This is a genomic window from Mariprofundus erugo, assembly GCF_005818865.1.
Lineage (GTDB): Bacteria > Pseudomonadota > Zetaproteobacteria > Mariprofundales > Mariprofundaceae > Mariprofundus > Mariprofundus erugo.
Window position 1 is genome coordinate 75,137 of sequence record NZ_VBRY01000013.1, and the last position, 16,128, is coordinate 91,264.

Genomic DNA, 16,128 nt, shown 5'->3' on the forward strand with positions numbered 1-16,128 from the left:
CAGGTGAGCACCCTGAATCTGTCGACACCACTGCGGCTGTATGTGCACATCCCGTTCTGTGTACATAAATGCCACTACTGTGATTTCAACTCACACGTGCGCCATGAGCCACCCTGGCAGAGCTATCAACAGGCATTGCTGCAGGAGCTTGGCCACTGGGCTGAGCATCCGGCTTTTCGGGGGCGCAAACTGGCCTCGGTTTTTTTCGGTGGCGGCACCCCGTCACTGGCACCGGCCTCATTAATCGCAGCCGTCATTGCAGAGGCAAAGCAGCTGTTCGGCACAGACAGCCAGACAGAAATTACACTCGAAAGCAATCCGGGCAGCGCCGATGCCGAACGATTCAGGGGCTATCGACAGGCAGGCATCAACCGCCTCTCCATCGGGGTGCAAAGCCTCGACAATACGATGTTGCGCTGGCTTGAACGCATCCACAACAGCGATGAGGCCATCCACGCATTCCAGATGGCCCGCACAGCCGGTTTTGATAATATCAGCATCGACCTGATGTTCGGCCTGCCTGAGCAGACGCTCGAGCACTGGCTTGAAACCCTGCATATGGCACTGAAACTGAAACCGGAACACATCTCCTGCTATCAGCTGACGGTAGAGGCCCATACCGCCCTGGCAGCAAGGCATGCCCAACAAGCCTGCCCGCTGCCGGATGATGCACTGGCTCTGGCGATGCTGTATGCCACAAGAGAGCACCTGGCCAGAGCAGGATACCTCGCCTACGAGATCTCCAATTTCTCGCGCCCGCAACTTAAATGCCGCCACAACGATGGCTACTGGCAATATGACGATTATATCGGCATCGGCGCCGGTGCCGCCGGCAAATGGAACACATCCGATGGCGGTATCACACGCTATAGCAACATCCGTACCCCCGAGCGCTATATGGAACGGGCAATCAACCATACAGATGCAATCAACAGCAGCGAAACACTGACCATCGATGAGGCAGCCGGCGAAGCCTGCTGGCTGGCGCTGCGCCGAAGTGACGGACTTGACCGGAGAGCATTCAGGGAGCGATTCGGCATCGATGCGGCCAGCCACTTTGCCGGCGAGCTTGAGCCATGGCTGCAACAACAAATGCTGACCATTAGCGACGACGCCATTGCCCTGACACAGGCCGGCCTGCCGCTGGCCGACTCTATCGCTGCCAGCGTACTATAGCCCCCCTGCCTGCAAGGCAGACAAGTTCGAAAGCATTCATACAGGCTCTCTGTATTGATCCGGCCACCCGTATCGTCCGGTGGTGAACCGGAAATTTCAGTCTACAATGCAATAGCAGAGTAAAACACTCTGAAATCAGACTGACAAAGGAGTAAATCATGCCATTCGAACTGCCTGAACTGCCTTATGCCCGCAATGCACTCGCCCCCTATATATCTGAAGAGACACTCAACTACCATTATGGCAAACACCATCAGACTTATGTCACCAATCTTAACAACCTGTTGGCGAACAGTGACTCGGCCGGGCTGTCCCTTGAGGAGCTGATCTGCACCGCCTCAGGTGGCATATTCAATAATGCAGCACAGGTATGGAACCACAGCTTCTACTGGCAGTGCCTCTCTCCCGAGGGAGGACAGGAGCCGGACGGGCCATTAGCCGAACAGATCGATGCAACCTTCGGCTCGTTTGAAGCATTTAAACAGCAATTCACCACCGCCGCCCTGACCAACTTCGGCTCAGGCTGGACCTGGCTGGTCAAAGACAGTGCCGGCGCACTGGCCATCGTCAATACGGGCAATGCAGGCAACCCAATGACCGGCAAGCAGACACCACTGCTCACCTGCGATGTATGGGAACATGCCTATTATATTGACTACCGGAACGCCAGAGCGGCCTATCTCGATGCATTCTGGCACATTGTAAGCTGGGACTTTGTTGCCTCCAGACTGTAAATACAGCCTGCGCAGGCATACAGACTGACCATCGACGAATCCGGCCGGGGGATGGCGAACCATCGAGCACAAAGAAATGAGCGTTTCCTCACGCATGGAAAAAACGAAAAAAGGAGCCCCGAAGGACTCCTTTTTATCGTTGCGCCCGTAAGGGCTATGCATGGTGGGCCGTGTTGGACTCGAACCAACGGCCCGCTGATTAAGAGTCAGCTGCTCTACCAACTGAGCTAACGGCCCATGCAGGAGGCGAATCATATTGAATCATCGCATCATTGCAACTGGGGTGGACGATGGGATTCGAACCCACAACAACCGGCACCACAAGCCGGGGCTCTACCATTGAACTACGTCCACCGTAATTATGTTTGTTGTATGGCGCGCCTGGCAGGAATCGAACCTGCAACCTACGGCTTAGAAGGCCGTTGCTCTATCCGGTTGAGCTACAGACGCTCGCCAGTCGCATCACAATCACATAAGGCTGATGGTCGGGGCGGAGAGATTCGAACTCCCGACCCTCTGGTCCCAAACCAGATGCGCTACCAGGCTGCGCTACGCCCCGTTATCATCAACGGCCCTGTGTGAAGGCGGCGAACATTAGTAATCCCGAAACCATTCGTCAACAACTATTTTTTCGATCAACAAAATCTGTTGCATCAACAGTGGCAGGCGCGCATTTCACCGCTAGTATTCTCTTCTGCAGACAAGGCATGAGAGGTAAGGAATGGCTGGAATTTCAATGCGGGGCACAACGATCTGCTGTGTCCGCAAAAACAATGAGGTCGCCATCGGCGGTGATGGCCAGGTCACGCTCGGAGATACCGTCGTCAAACATGGTGGTCGTAAAGTCCGCTCCATTCGTGATGGTGCCATTCTGACCGGCTTCGCCGGCTCCACTGCTGATGCCATGAACCTCTTTGAGCGCTTTGAGGCCAAACTGGATGAGCATGCCGGCAATCTGCTGCGCGCGGCTGTCGGCCTGGCCAAGGAGTGGCGCACCGATAAATACCTGCGCCAGCTTGAGGCAATGATGATTGTGGCCGATGCCACCCATACCCTGATCATTTCCGGCAATGGCGATGTACTGGAGCCGGATGATGGCGTTGCTGCGATCGGCTCCGGTGGTGCCTATGCCAAGGCTGCGGCTACCGCCCTGCTCCATCACAGCGAGTTGCGCGCCATCGAAATCGCCCGGGAAGCGATGCTGATTGCCGCGAACATCTGCATTTACACCAACAGCAATATCACGATCAAATCCATTCCAGAGGAGAATCAGGCGTGAGCCAGACGATGACACCACGTGAGATCATTTCCGAACTGGACCGCTATATCGTCGGCCAGAACGATGCCAAGCGGGCTGTAGCGATTGCCCTGCGCAATCGCTGGCGCCGCCAGCAGGTCCCCTCCCCCATGCGTGAGGAGATCACCCCGAAAAACATTCTGATGATCGGCCCCACAGGTGTCGGCAAAACAGAGATCGCACGACGTCTGGCCCGCCTGGCCAATGCTCCGTTTATCAAGGTGGAAGCGACCAAATTCACCGAAGTGGGCTATGTCGGACGCGATGTTGAAACCATCATCCGTGATCTGGTTGATACATCCATCAAGATGATCCGCGAAGAGCATCTTGCCCGCGTACAGACACGGGCTGAGAAAATGGCAGAGGATCGTCTGCTCGACATCCTTATTCCGCATCCGGTCAATGCAAACGGCCCTGTCGCCAGCAGCGGCAACAACGGCACCAGCAGCGACTCACGTGAAAAAATGCGCCACAAACTCCGTCTTGGCGAACTTGATAACAGACAGGTTGAAATTGAGGTGGATCAGGCACCGACCCACATGCCTGCCATGCAGGTCTTCTCCAATCAGGGTAACGAAGGCATGGATCTGCAGGACATGCTCGGCAGCATCATGGGCAAGCAGAAACAGTCCAAGCGCATGAATGTGGCTGATGCAATGAAGGTGATTCAGCAGCAGGAGGCCGACCGGCTCATTGATCAGGAAGCGATCAAGGATGAGGCCATTAAACGGGCTGAAAACGATGGTATCGTTTTTCTCGATGAAATGGACAAAATCACCCATCGCGGCGGCACCGGCGGCGATGTATCGCGTGAAGGCGTACAACGTGACCTGTTGCCACTGGTGGAAGGTACCACCGTCAGCACCCGCTATGGCCACCTGAAAACAGATCATATCCTGTTTATTGCATCCGGCGCCTTCCATCTGGCCAAGCCATCGGATCTGATTCCCGAGCTACAGGGGCGCTTCCCCATCCGGGTCAATCTGACAGCACTCGGCGAGGATGAATTCCGCCGCATCCTGGTGGAACCGGAATCGTCCCTGACCCGGCAATATGCCGCACTGCTGAAGGCGGAAAATGTCACCATCTCGTATAGCGATGACGGCATTGCTGAAATGGCCCGCATTGCTGTACTCGTGAATGCAAAAACCGAGAACATCGGCGCCCGTCGCCTGCACACACTGCTGGAACGGGTACTGGAGGATATCAGCTTTAATGCCTCAGAACGCGACGGCGAGTCGGTCGAGGTGAATGCGGCCTTTGTACGCAGTCAGCTCGATGAAATCAGCGCCGATGAGGATCTTTCCAGATATATCCTGTAACGGGGACTGGCATGCGGCGGCGGAACATTGATTCCGCCGCCGCAGCATGACACGCTTAAACCATCAAGGATCAGAGCAGTTTGGCCACCGGTGCAAACGAGCGCCGGTGCACCGGCGTCGGGCCATATTCGCGCAGGGCATCCATATGCACCTTCGTGCCATAGCCCTTGTGCTTTGCAAAGCCAAAGCCGGGAAACTGCACATCCAGCATGGCCATCATGCGATCACGCACCACCTTGGCAACAATTGAGGCAGCAGCGATCTGCTGCACCTTGTCATCTCCACCAATCACCGCCTCTGCGGGCACAGCAAGATCCGGCAGGCGATTGCCATCCACCATCACCTTATCCGGCTGCAGCGTTAATCCCTCCACAGCCCGGCGCATCGCCAGCATCGTTGCATGCAGGATATTGAGGCGGTCAATTTCCTCCACACTTGCCATGGCAACCGAACAGGAGAGCGCATTACGGCGAATATGATGATAGAGGCGCAGCCGCTTCGCTTCGGCCACCTTTTTCGAGTCCCGATAGCGTCCCAGCCACGGATCATCCGGCGACAGGATGACCGCCGCTGTCACCACCGGACCGGCCAGCGGACCGCGCCCTACCTCATCCACGCCTGCCGTCAGCAGACAAGAGCCCTCACCGATCAACGCAATGGTGCGTCAAAACGCTTCTGCATGGCGGCAATAATCGCTGTGGACGCAGCATCGGAATCTTCCTGGGTCAGCGTACGACTGCCGTCCTGCAAGACAAAGCGGATACCGAGACTGACCTTGCCGTCCGGTACACCCTTACCATCATACAGATCGAAAATACGGGCTTCTGTCAGCAACTTGCCGGCAGCACTGCGGACCGCATCGAGAATCGCATCAGAGCTGCATCCCCGCTCAAACAGGAAGACCAGATCACGCTCAACACCCGGAAACTCCGGTAGCGGGGCAAATTTCGCCGGTTTTGCTGCAGGAAGCAGATCCAGCGCCATCTCGGCAACAAAGACCGGCGCATCGATATCAAAACGCGCCGCAATATCCGCATCCACCCGGCCAATCCGGCCGACTTCGGAACGCCCAACCAGAATTTTTGCACTCTGTCCGGCCTGCAAGCCCTGAATGGCATCATCCGCAACAAAGCGCCCGCTCAAACCGCGAACCGACAACCATGCTTCCACCGCACCCTTCAGATCGAAAAAGTCGGCGCTGCGCGCTGTGCCATACCACTCGTCCTGCTCCATCTCACCAGTCACCAGCCAGGCCAGCACACTGTTTTCATCATGCCCGCGATCGCTGCGCGCATAGGTGCGGCCCTGCTCTACCAGTGCCACACCGGGCTGCTGACGATTGAGGTTATGGCGTGCCACATTCAACAGACCCGGCCAGGCAGAGCGACGCATCACACTCATGGCATCAGAAATCGGATTGGCCAGTGCAATATCCATTCCATCATCCGCCACGAACAGACGCTGTTCATCAGCAGAAATAAACGCATAACTGACCACCTGCAAAAATCCGCCGGCAACCGCATCGTGAATAAAGCGGGATTTCTGCACCGGCATCGTGGCTGCCAGTGGCGGCAGAATGGCCGGAATTGCATCAAAGCCGATCACACGTGCATACTCTTCGGAGAGATCCTCAGGAATCGAAATATCGTGCCTGAATGGAGGGACAACCACATGCAGCTGGTCATCCTGGCGCGAAATACCAAAGCCCATACGTGCCAGCACTTCATCCGTAGCAGGTGGAATGGTAATACCGAGGCGGGATTCAATACGGGAAATTCGGCAATGAACCTCGACACCTGCATTGACCGCTGCGGCATCACCACAGGCCGTCACCGCTCCGGCCACACCGCCGTAAAGATCACAAATCATGGCCGTTGCCTGATTCATCGCCACAGCAACCATCAACGGGTCAACACCGCGCTCAAAACGCATGGATGCCTCGGAGACCATGGCATAACTGCGGCGCGTCTCACTGATTCTGGCCGGACGGAAAAAGGCGGACTCCAGCATGATATTCACAGTCTGATCCGTCACACCGGATGGCAGTGAGCCCATAATACCGGCCAAAGCCAGCACACCGTTTGCATCACTGACCACCAGATCACCGGCACGCAGTGAAAGGTTACGCCCGTCAAGCGCGGCAAATGGCTCGCCATCGTTTGCCGTCCGGACAGACACATCACCGGCAAGACAATCGGCGTCAAAGGCATGCATCGGCTGGCCCATGGTCAGCATCAGATAGTTAAGCACGTCGACAATACCATTGACCGGTCGCATGCCTGCCATCAACAGTGCAGCCTGCATCCAGGCTGGTGAATCCGTCACCTTCACACCATCAATTCTTCTGGCCAGATAGACTGGGCAATCCTCTCCGGCAGCGACAGCCACCACAGGAGCCACCACGTCAGCACTTGTCACCACATCGGCCTGAACCACATCGGTAAACGGCAAGCCGGCATCGGCAGCCAGATCACGCGCCAGACCACGGGCATTCATGCAGTCGCCACGGTTCGGAGTAATCGACAGATCGAAGACTGCCTCCTCAAGTGCCAGGAATTCACCCACTTCCATACCAACCGGCGCATCTGCCGGCAGAATCAGCAGGCCGGATGCATCCTCGGCAAGACCGAGCTCTGTCTCTGAGCAACACATACCACAGCTTGTTTCGCCACGAATCTTGCCCTTCTTGATTTTCAAGCCATTCGGCAGACTGGTACCGATAGTAGCGACAGGCACCTTGTCGCCTTCACCCATGTTGGAGGCACCGCAAACAATGGCCAGCGGCTCTGCCTCGCCAATATCCAGCTGCAGCAAACTCAGCTTGTCGGCATCGGGATGGGGGCGCTTCGACAGAATCAGGCCAACCCTGACCCCTTTTACGCCTGCACGTGGCAGCTCAACACCCTCAACCTCGTGTCCGAGACGAACCAGATCCGCAGCAATCTGTTCCGGCGTTGAAGTCAGCGGCACATAGGCCTTCAGCCATGAAAACGGAATCTTCATCGGGTACCCCCCATCTTGCGCAGGAAACGCACATCATTTTCAAAAAACAGTCGCAGGTCAGGAATGCCCTGCTTGAGCATTACCAGCCGCTCCACGCCAAGACCGAATGCGAAGCCGGAGAACTCGCTCGAATCAATGCCAACTGCGCGCAATACATTCGGATGAATCATTCCCGAGCCGAGCACCTCGATCCAGCCGCTCCCCTTGCAGATGCGACAGCCTTTGGAGGCACAGAAGACACAGCTGATATCCACTTCAGCGGACGGCTCGGTAAACGGGAAATAGTGCGGACGCAGGCGGATCCCGACATCCTTCTCAAAATAGGCGGACAGAAAATGGCGCAGCACGCCTTTCAGGTGTGCCATGGAGACGTTGCGATCCACCTTGAACACCTCAACCTGGTGAAACATCGGCGAGTGGGTGACATCGTAATCACAGCGGTAAACACGACCGGGGGCCACTACAGCCAGCGGCGGCTCACCGGATTCACTCAGAAAACGCTTCATTGCACGAATTTGTACCGGCGAGGTATGAGTCCGCAGCAGCATCGGCTCGGTTCCTGCCTCATTGAGCATATCCTTGATAAAGAATGTATCGTGCATCGCACGGGCAGGATGTTCCGGAGGAATATTCAGTGCATCAAAGTTGTGAAATTCATCCTCGATTTCCGGGCCTTCCGCAATGGCAAAACCCATTTGCGAGAAGATTTCCGTCATCTCATCGAGCCCCTGCTGAACCGGATGCAATCCGCCGGCAGCGGCCTTTCGCCCCGGCAGGGTGATATCAATGCGCTCAGCCTGTATACGAATCGCCTTGGCCCTGACGGCAAGCTCGGCTTCACCCCGCTCAAGTGCCCCGGCAAGTACGGCCTTGGTATCATTCACATACTGCCCGATCACCGGCCGCGCCTCGGGAGGCAACCGCCCCACGCCCTTAAGCACCTCTGTCAGTGCACCTTTCTTGCCCAGATAGTGCACACGAAGCTGCTGCAATGCAGCCGGATTTTCTGCTGCAGCAAAGGCGGCCAGGGCCTCTGACTGCAGTGACTCAAGCTGAACCTTCAACGCATCAATTTCGCTCATCATCAAACCCCTTTAATTACCGCGGAGAACACAGAGTTACGCAGAGTAAAACCAAATCGATAATAAGAGGTGCAGCGGTTAAAACAGAATGTTTCACACTTACACCTGGATTGTCCCTGTATCTTCCCCTGCGTAACTCTGCGTACTCTGCGGTGAAAAACAAAAGGCAGGACTGCGAACAGCCCTGCCTTCGATTTCATTCCCACTGTCAACGGCCCGATCACCGGCCGTATCGAATCAGTGTCTTACTGAATCTGTGCGCGAGCCGCTTCTGCCAGCTTCGCAAAACCATCAGCATCAAGTACTGCCATGTCAGCAAGAATCTTGCGATCCAGCTCAATGCCAGCCTGGGTCAGACCGAACATGAAACGGCTGTAGCTCAGACCATGCATACGTGCAGCAGCATTGATACGTGCAATCCACAGGCTGCGGAAATCACGTTTTTTGACCTTACGGTCACGATAAGCGTACTGACGCGCCTTATCAACCGCCTGGGTTGCTACGCGGAAGCAGCTCTTGCGACGGCCACGGTAGCCCTTGGCAGCCTTGATTACACTCTTGTGGCGCGCGTGCGCCTGTACACCGGATTTAACGCGAGGCATCTCTCTCTCCTAACCTGAACTTCTTAGCGACAGCCTGGAATCAAACGTTCCAGTGAACGTGTATCGGAAACCGCAACCAGCTCGGTTCCACGCATATTACGCTTACGCTTTGGCGACTTCTTGGTCAGGATATGACTCCCAAAAGCCTTGTTACGCTTCCACTTGCCGCTTCCCGTCTTGGAAAAGCGCTTGGCAGCACCACTGTGTGATTTCATCTTAGGCATTATCCTGATCCTTCCTTACTTTTTTATGGGAGCCAGAATCATGATCATCTGACGCCCTTCCATATTTGGCATTTTTTCCGGCTTTCCATGCTCGGCAACCCTTTCGGCGACTACTTTCATCTGCGCCAGGCCTTGTCCGGTATGAGCCATTTCACGTCCACGGAAACGCAGTGAAACCTTCACCTTGTTACCTTCGGACAAAAACTTTATCGCTTGCTTCATCTTTACTTCAAGGTCGTGCTCGTCAGTACTGGCTCGTACCTTCAGCTCCTTGACCTGCATCACATGCTGACGCTTCTTGGCAAGATTGGCTTTTTTGCTCTGCTCGTACTTATATTTACCATAATCCATGATCCTGCAGACTGGCGGATTACTTTTGGCCGCCATCAGAACCAGATCCAGACCCTTGGCTTCAGCCTGCGCTACTGCGTCTCTCAACTGCAGAACGCCCAACTGCTCGCCTGTTGTATCATCAACTACACGCACCGAGTCTGCGTTAATTTCGTGGTTGATTGGCAAATCTTTTTTAATACGAGCCCCCTTGCTCAGCCGGCAAAACAAACATTTTCACACTCAGGCGTAACGTGACTTGATTTCCGCCATTTCGGCAATCCAGTCTTCAACACTGAATGTACCCAAATTGTTTCCACTGCGGTCACGCACACTAACAGTTCCGTCTTCTCGCTCACGATCTCCGGCAACAAGAATATAGGGCACCCTCGCCAGTGTGTGGGCGCGCACTTTATAGCCGACCTTTTCGTTACGCAAGTCCATTTCTGCACGGAAGCCCGCTTTGCGCATTTTTTGCACAGTCTCAGCCACATAGTCTGCCTGTGCATCGGTGATATTACACGCAACCACCTGCACCGGCGCCAGCCAGAACGGGAATTTTCCTTCATGCTGCTCGATCAGGATGCCAATAAAGCGCTCCATGGAACCGAGAATGGCACGATGCAACATGACCGGTGTCTGGCGTGATGAGTCTTCCGCCACATATTCAGCATCCAGCTTGCCCGGCATGGAGAAGTCCACCTGAATGGTACCACACTGCCACACACGGCCAAGACAATCTTTCAGGGAGAACTCAATCTTCGGACCGTAAAATGCACCCTCTCCCGGATTCAGGCCATATTCAATGCCTTTGGATTGCAAGGCCTGATGCAGCGCTGCCTCGGCCTTGTCCCACTGCTCATCGGTTCCCACACGGTTATCCGGGCGATCCGACAGAAAAATAATCACTTCATTAAAGCCGAAACGACGATAGACCTCATAGGTCAGATCAATGAAGTTACATACTTCATCCTGAATCTGCCCCTCTGTACAGAAGATATGGGCATCATCCTGAACAAAGTTACGCAGACGCATCAGGCCATGCAGCGTACCCGATGGCTCATTGCGATGGCAGGAGCCAAACTCGGCCAGACGCAGCGGCAGGTCACGATAGGAGTGCAGCGCCTGATTATACACCTGGATATGGCAGGGACAGTTCATCGGTTTGATCGCATAATCACGATTCTCGGTGCTGGTGGTAAACATCTCCTGACGGAACTTGCCCCAGTGTCCGGATTTTTCCCACAGCTTGCGATCCACAACCTGCGGCGTTTTTATTTCCTGATAACCGTTATCGCGCATCACCTGACGGATCTCGGTTTCAACTGCCTGCCAGACCGTCCATCCTTTCGGATGCCAGAAAATCATCCCCGGTGCCTCTTCCTGCAGATGAAACAGGTCCAGCGATTTGGCCAGCTTGCGGTGATCACGCTTCTCTGCCTCTTCAAGGCGGGTCAGGTAAGCAGCCAGATCGGCTTTCGATGCCCAGGAGGTACCATAAATACGCTGCAGCTGCTCATTATCGGAATTACCTTCCCAGTAGGCACCCGCAACTTTCATTAACTTGAAGTGCTTCAACACTGCGGTATTCGGCACATGCGGACCACGACAAAGGTCAGCCCAGTCGCCCTGACGATACAGGCTCACCGTCTCACCGGCCGGAATACGACCAATCAATTTGGCCTTGTAGGTTTCGCCAATAGCCTCGAAGTGGGCAATAGCGGCATCGCGATCCCACTCTTCACGACTGACATCCAGCTTACGCCCTGCAATTTCACGCATCTTCTCTTCAATGCGCTGCAGATCTTCAGGTGTAAAGGCGCGCTCAAAGGCAAAATCGTAATAAAAGCCGTCTTCGACCACCGGTCCGATCGTCACCTGTGATTTCGGAAACAGCTCCTGTACAGCCATCGCCATCAGATGCGAGGTTGAGTGGCGGATAATTTCAAGCGCTTCGGGGGACTTCTCGGTAATCAGAGCAACCGCATCGCCATCAGCCAGCACATGACTGACATCCACCTGTTTACCGTTCACAATCGCAGCAATTGTCGCGCGCGCCAGCCCCGGGCCGATATCGGCGGCAAGATCATAGGCTGTTGCACCATCATTCAGGGTACGACTGGAACCATCAGGCAGTTGAATATTCATCTATGCTCTTCCTCCGGGCTTAAAGGCCCTATCCTATCGCCAAAGCCACATACGCCAAGGGCCGAACTTATTCAGTCCGGCCCTTGGAATTTGACGATATATTTCATATATAAATGGTAGGCTCGGGCGGTTTCGAACCGCCGACCCCCACCATGTCAAGGTGGTGCTCTACCCCTGAGCTACGAGCCTGTATCGGGTACCCGCTTATGCGGAGGTGGCGAACCATATTGATCCTCCATCCGTCAGTCAAGCCACAGACAAACATGCATGCCGATCATATTTTTTTCTGCAGGATAAAATTCAGCTGCTATAATCATACCTCTTTTGAACCCGGGCAAACAGGATGTAAGCCATCTCATTTCATGCAACGGTGGTTTGACATGCGCGACACCCTGAATCACTCGATTTTAAGCAAGGTGCTGACAGCGACCGTCACCGGCTTTCTTCTGCTGATGCTTGCAGCCCAGTACTCACTTCAACACCAGCAATACCAGGCCCTTAAAAATCATGTAAACCATAACTTTATCATGCTGCAAAAGGAGCTGGATTCAGCCATACACAACCAGTCGCAATGGCTTGAAACTTCACTCTTGCTGCTGCAACACTCAAAAAGCGCAGATGCGATCAGCTCAGCCATCCAACAGAATGACAGAGCACAACTCCGGCTTCTGGCCACCCCGTTTTACGAAGAGCTCAAACTGCACGATCACATCAGTCACATGTATTTTATGGATCTTCAGCGCCACGCACTCCTGCGCATGCATCAACCTGACTTTTTCGGCGACACCATTGATCGAACCACTGTCGTCAGGGCCAGCCAGAACAACAAAGGAAGCGCCGGCGTAGAGTTTGGCCCGCTCGGCACACTAACCCTCAGAGTCGTCATTCCATGGCTCTACCATGGCACCCGGATCGGTTATGTCGAACTGGGCATCACCCTGAACCAGCTCCTCAACACTATTCAGAAAGGCGACGACTTCAGCATTATTCTAACCATGAAACAAAGCCTGCCGAGCGATACACATTCACCGGCAACTCAGCCCGCCGATCACGCCACCATCATCTTTCCAGCGCGCAACCATCAAGCATCACTTCATCACATCACTCCACTACTAAACAATCCGGATGACTTTTCAGTTGCCAGCGAAATTGACCGCAGCGGCTACTGGCTCAAACAACAGCCATTTCTCGACGCCTCCGGCCACGAAATTGGCCACCTTTTTCTGCTCGACAACCTGAACGCCGAATCTTCAGGCTGGAGCAACACGCTCTATATCACCCTGGCACTTCTCGTCGCCATCACCGGCACAATTGTCCTGCTTCTGTATATCATCATTACACGCACCGAAAAGGAGCGTGCCTCTGCCGAGGAGCGACTAAAGCTGGCCAGCGATGCCATCGCCAGCACCGCAGACGGCATTCTTATTACCGATCAACATGGCACCATCATCGACGTCAACAGCGCCTTTGAGAAAGTCACCGGCTACCAGAAGTCCGAAGCCATCGGCCGCAGCCCGAATATCCTCGCCTCGGGTGAACAAAATCATGCATTTTATCAGCAAATGTGGCACAGCATCAACAGCATGGGCCAATGGCAGGGACGCATCATCAACCGCCGAAAGAATGGCGAGCAATATCCCGAATTCCTGTCCATCACCGCCATTCGCGATCAACAGGGAGCCATTAAAAACTACATCGGCGTATTTACCGATATCACGGAACAGGAGCTGATGGAGCAACAATTTCACCAGGCTCAGCGCATGGAGTCACTGGGCACCCTGGTCGGCGGAATCGCCCACGAATTCAACAACATTCTGGCCGGCATCACCGGCAACCTCTATCTGGTCAAGGGCGAAATCCAGGAGCACCCGGCGAGTATCAAAAAACTGGAAACCGCAGAAAAACTGGCCTTCAATGCCGCAGAAATGATCAAGCATATGCTTGCCTTTGCCGAAAAAGGGCATATTCACCAGGAGCCCATCGAGGTGGAAACCTTTATCCGGCAAGCCATTGACCTTCACCTGCTCGGCATCACCGAAAATGTCAGACTCAATTATTTATCCTCTCACACCCCTATCGTAGTAAACGCCGACCGCGAGAAGTTCCAACAGGTATTGATGAACCTGATCAGCAATTCTCTTGAGGCCCTAAAACAGCAACCCCATCCGGAAATCACCATCAGCAGCAGCGTATTCACCGCCGACAAAGCATTTCATCGCCGCCATCCGGACATTCATGGCGAGGAATTTCTCTGCCTGAGCCTGTCCGACAACGGCTGTGGCATCTCCCAAGAGCACATCAAATCAATTTTCGAACCATTCTTCACCACCCGCGAGGTAGGCGATGGCGCAGGTCTGGGGCTATCCATGGTGTTCGGCACCGTCAAACGCCACGGTGGTGCCATCGAGGTTGAAAGCACCGTCGGAGAAGGCACCATATTCCGGATCTACTGCCCGATCTATCAGGCCGACGAGTGCCCTTCCAGCCAAAGCACGGTAAAACAGGGCTACAATGAAACCATTCTGCTGATCGAAGATGACCGCATGATTCTCGAAACCACCCGCAAGGTTCTGACCCGACTGAACTACAGGGTCATCACCGCCCTGGATGGCCGACAAGGGGTCACATGCCTGCAGCAACACCGCGACAGCATCGATCTGGTGATTGTCGACATGATCATGCCAGATATGGACGGGCTTGAAACAGCCACAATGCTCAGGCAAATACGCCCTGATATAAAAATCATCTTTGCGACCGGCTACGGCACCATCAACAACAGTCAGGAAAACAATATGGATGATAGCATGCTCATACTGTACAAACCCTATAGCATCAGCCGACTAAGCCTGATGTTACATAAGGCATTGCATGCAGAGGAGCTCCATCCCGTTCTGACCATGTCCGGCCATACTGATTCAGCACATGGTGCCCCCGACAGCCGCAATCCCGGCTGACTCCGCAGCGGCCCGGCAGAGCCCTGAAAATCAGAACATGCGTGCAGACCATGAGCAATCCGGCCTTGTGATTTTCTTTTCAGTGTTGCTCCACGCCAGTGACGCACGGGATCCAAACAAAAAGCATGACGAAATAAAAAAGGGCCCACGGTTTCCCGCAAGCCCTTGATTTATATGGTGCTCCCTGAGCGATTCGAACGCCCGGCCTTCTGATTCGTAGTCAGATGCTCTATCCAGCTGAGCTAAGGGAGCCTGTTTTAACCGTTACTCGTTGTTGCGGGCGGCACACTAATGCCTTTCAACCAGACTGTCCACTCTGAATTATCCACTCCGAACAATTCAGGGAATTCCTGATACAGCCATCCCCGGTAAATCATCTTGCCGTGGACCAGCACCTCAACGAACGCGGCGGGATTATACACAGCGCTATCATCAATGAAAGCATTATTTTTAATCCGCAAACCGGATGCCAATCCCAGCAACGAAATCCGCACATCATCAACGTCGGCACCGGCACCCGATGCAACCGTCACAGTCGTCAAACGGGTCGTAGTTTTGTGCAAAATAACCAGGTCCGCCGAGCCCTGCCGGGCCGCAGCCCAGGCCGGCACAGCCTCATGTGATTGAGCACTATGGGGATCTGCCGGAGCCTCCAGAGGAAGCTGCCACTTAATCTTCTCTGTTTTTTGCTGCTCGCAACCGCCAGCCAACAACACAACAGATACAAGCAGGGCGATACCACCCGGTCGAAAAGTTCGCTTCATGCCGCCAAGCTAACCGAGGGAAAATGAAAAGAAAGAGCACGGACACATTTCAATACCTGAGCCGCACCAGCCCAGGACCATCGCATACAGGCAACACCCCCTCCATGACAGAAGCGCACTGCACCTGCAATGGTGCCGAACCCGAGTCGAGGATTCTCACCCTCTCTCTTTCCAGATTATTAAATGTGCAGATGATTTAAACCGATTGTCAGCAAACGAAGTGGCGGAGAGAGAGGGATTATGTCGGGCTCCTGCCCTCCACCCCTGCGGGGCCATCACATCCGTGATGTTCACCATTGCTCCTGCAATGGTGCCGAACCCGAGTCGAGGACTCTCACCCTCTCTCTTTCCAGATTATTAAATGTGCAGATGATTTAAACCGATTGTCAGCAAACGAAGTGGCGGAGAGAGAGGGATTATGTCGGGCTCCTGCCCTCCACCCCTGCGGGGCCATCACATCCGTGATGTTCACCATTGCTCCTGCAATGGTGC

General features: G+C 54.5%; 13 protein-coding genes, 6 tRNA genes and 1 other RNA gene. 5 read left to right on the forward strand and 15 right to left on the reverse strand.

Going from position 1 to position 16,128, the window contains the following annotated elements; translation table 11 throughout:
- Positions 1–3: 3 nt before the first annotated feature.
- Together hemW and FEF65_RS12300 are read left to right on the forward strand one after the other, a co-directional pair.
- The gene (hemW, locus tag FEF65_RS12295; protein WP_238701390.1) at positions 4–1,176 is read left to right on the forward strand and encodes a radical SAM family heme chaperone HemW; all 1,173 of its coding nucleotides are present in this window, start codon (positions 4–6) and stop codon (positions 1,174–1,176) included.
- 158 nt (positions 1,177–1,334) lie between these two features.
- Positions 1,335–1,910, forward strand: coding sequence for a superoxide dismutase (locus FEF65_RS12300; RefSeq protein ID WP_138240121.1), 576 nt, complete (start codon positions 1,335–1,337; stop codon positions 1,908–1,910).
- A gap of 161 nt (positions 1,911–2,071) precedes the next feature.
- Here the strand turns inward: FEF65_RS12300 and FEF65_RS12305 are convergent.
- From FEF65_RS12305 to FEF65_RS12320, 4 genes are all read right to left on the reverse strand, one after another.
- A tRNA-Lys gene (locus FEF65_RS12305) sits at positions 2,072–2,147 on the reverse strand.
- Positions 2,148–2,189: 42 nt separating this feature from the next.
- Positions 2,190–2,264: transfer RNA gene (locus tag FEF65_RS12310), tRNA-His, on the reverse strand.
- A gap of 19 nt (positions 2,265–2,283) precedes the next feature.
- Positions 2,284–2,360 (reverse strand) — tRNA-Arg (locus FEF65_RS12315).
- Between the two features lie 32 nt (positions 2,361–2,392).
- Positions 2,393–2,469: transfer RNA gene (locus tag FEF65_RS12320), tRNA-Pro, on the reverse strand.
- 162 nt (positions 2,470–2,631) lie between these two features.
- Here FEF65_RS12320 and hslV point away from each other — a divergent pair.
- Complete coding sequence (gene hslV / locus FEF65_RS12325) at positions 2,632–3,189, forward strand: ATP-dependent protease subunit HslV (RefSeq protein ID WP_274595097.1); 558 nt, start codon at positions 2,632–2,634, stop codon at positions 3,187–3,189.
- Positions 3,190–3,197: 8 nt separating this feature from the next.
- Positions 3,198–4,529 (forward strand): ATP-dependent protease ATPase subunit HslU, encoded by a 1,332-nt coding sequence (gene hslU / locus FEF65_RS12330; protein WP_138240136.1) that lies wholly within the window; start codon positions 3,198–3,200, stop codon positions 4,527–4,529.
- A 70-nt stretch (positions 4,530–4,599) separates the two neighbouring features.
- Here hslU and rnhB read toward each other — a convergent pair whose 3' ends face one another.
- From rnhB to FEF65_RS12370, 8 genes are all read right to left on the reverse strand, one after another.
- Complete coding sequence (gene rnhB / locus FEF65_RS12335; protein WP_420813997.1) at positions 4,600–5,187, reverse strand: ribonuclease HII; 588 nt, start codon at positions 5,185–5,187, stop codon at positions 4,600–4,602.
- The gene (gene pheT / locus FEF65_RS12340; RefSeq protein WP_138240122.1) at positions 5,178–7,532 is read right to left on the reverse strand and encodes a phenylalanine--tRNA ligase subunit beta; all 2,355 of its coding nucleotides are present in this window, start codon (positions 7,530–7,532) and stop codon (positions 5,178–5,180) included. Before pheT ends, rnhB begins: the two co-directional genes overlap by 10 nt.
- A complete protein-coding gene (pheS, locus tag FEF65_RS12345) occupies positions 7,529–8,614 on the reverse strand; it encodes a phenylalanine--tRNA ligase subunit alpha (RefSeq protein ID WP_138240123.1) in 1,086 nt (361 codons plus the stop codon). The genes pheT and pheS overlap by 4 nt, the downstream gene beginning before the upstream one ends.
- A gap of 245 nt (positions 8,615–8,859) precedes the next feature.
- Entirely contained in the window at positions 8,860–9,216 is a 357-nt protein-coding gene (gene rplT, locus FEF65_RS12350; protein ID WP_138240124.1) for a 50S ribosomal protein L20, read from the reverse strand.
- Between the two features lie 23 nt (positions 9,217–9,239).
- Positions 9,240–9,440 (reverse strand): 50S ribosomal protein L35, encoded by a 201-nt coding sequence (gene rpmI, locus FEF65_RS12355; protein WP_138240125.1) that lies wholly within the window; start codon positions 9,438–9,440, stop codon positions 9,240–9,242.
- A gap of 15 nt (positions 9,441–9,455) precedes the next feature.
- The gene (gene infC, locus FEF65_RS12360) at positions 9,456–9,959 is read right to left on the reverse strand and encodes a translation initiation factor IF-3 (protein ID WP_170304452.1); all 504 of its coding nucleotides are present in this window, start codon (positions 9,957–9,959) and stop codon (positions 9,456–9,458) included.
- Between the two features lie 54 nt (positions 9,960–10,013).
- On the reverse strand, positions 10,014–11,918 hold the full coding sequence (gene thrS / locus FEF65_RS12365) for a threonine--tRNA ligase (protein ID WP_138240126.1): 1,905 nt from the start codon (positions 11,916–11,918) through the stop codon (positions 10,014–10,016).
- A gap of 114 nt (positions 11,919–12,032) precedes the next feature.
- Positions 12,033–12,107 (reverse strand) — tRNA-Val (locus FEF65_RS12370).
- Positions 12,108–12,280: 173 nt separating this feature from the next.
- On the opposite strand from FEF65_RS12370, the gene FEF65_RS12375 reads away from it, so the two are divergent.
- Complete coding sequence (locus tag FEF65_RS12375; RefSeq protein ID WP_161595244.1) at positions 12,281–14,872, forward strand: PAS domain S-box protein; 2,592 nt, start codon at positions 12,281–12,283, stop codon at positions 14,870–14,872.
- A 175-nt stretch (positions 14,873–15,047) separates the two neighbouring features.
- Here the strand turns inward: FEF65_RS12375 and FEF65_RS12380 are convergent.
- From FEF65_RS12380 to FEF65_RS12390, 3 genes are all read right to left on the reverse strand, one after another.
- Positions 15,048–15,124, reverse strand: a tRNA-Arg gene (locus FEF65_RS12380).
- Between the two features lie 5 nt (positions 15,125–15,129).
- Positions 15,130–15,636, reverse strand: a complete 507-nt coding sequence (locus FEF65_RS12385) for a DUF2155 domain-containing protein (RefSeq protein WP_138240128.1) — start codon at positions 15,634–15,636, stop codon at positions 15,130–15,132.
- Positions 15,637–15,857: 221 nt separating this feature from the next.
- Positions 15,858–15,994, reverse strand: a non-coding RNA gene (locus FEF65_RS12390) — RtT sRNA.
- Positions 15,995–16,128 lie beyond the last annotated feature (134 nt).